General features: G+C 73.3%; 1 pseudogene. It reads left to right on the forward strand.

Annotated features, from left to right (window positions below):
- A pseudogene (purH, locus tag AC5RUJ_RS18505) lies at positions 1-301 on the forward strand (bifunctional phosphoribosylaminoimidazolecarboxamide formyltransferase/IMP cyclohydrolase); the annotation flags it as partial.
- Positions 302-419: the final 118 nt, after the last annotated feature.

Below are 419 nucleotides of genomic sequence, written 5' to 3' on the forward strand. Positions count from 1 at the left end.
TTCCTGCCGCCTGGCCGTCGAGCGGGCCAATACGCTCGGCGTGGCGGTCGACGGCGGGGCCGACGCTGCCGGGGGAGCGGCCAATGTGCAAGGCTCCGGAGCGCCCGAGCGCGCCCGCGGTGCCGTGGCGGCATCGGACGCGTTCTTCCCGTTCGCCGACGGCCTGCAGATCCTCCTCGATGCCGGCATCCGTGCCGTAGTGCAGCCCGGCGGTTCGGTCCGGGACGAAGAAGTGGTGGCAGCGGCCAACGCCGCCGGCATCACCATGTACTTCACCGGGGCACGCCACTTCTTCCACTGACCGGTCCCCCCGCTGGGCAGCGGGGCCTCGTCAACGGGCGAAAATCCTTGCCGGCAGGGTGCCGGGGGCGCAGGTTCAAGGGAACCGGCGTGCCCGGCACCGGCCGCCAGGCGTCGCG

This window comes from Arthrobacter sp. Y3223164 (assembly GCF_059091005.1).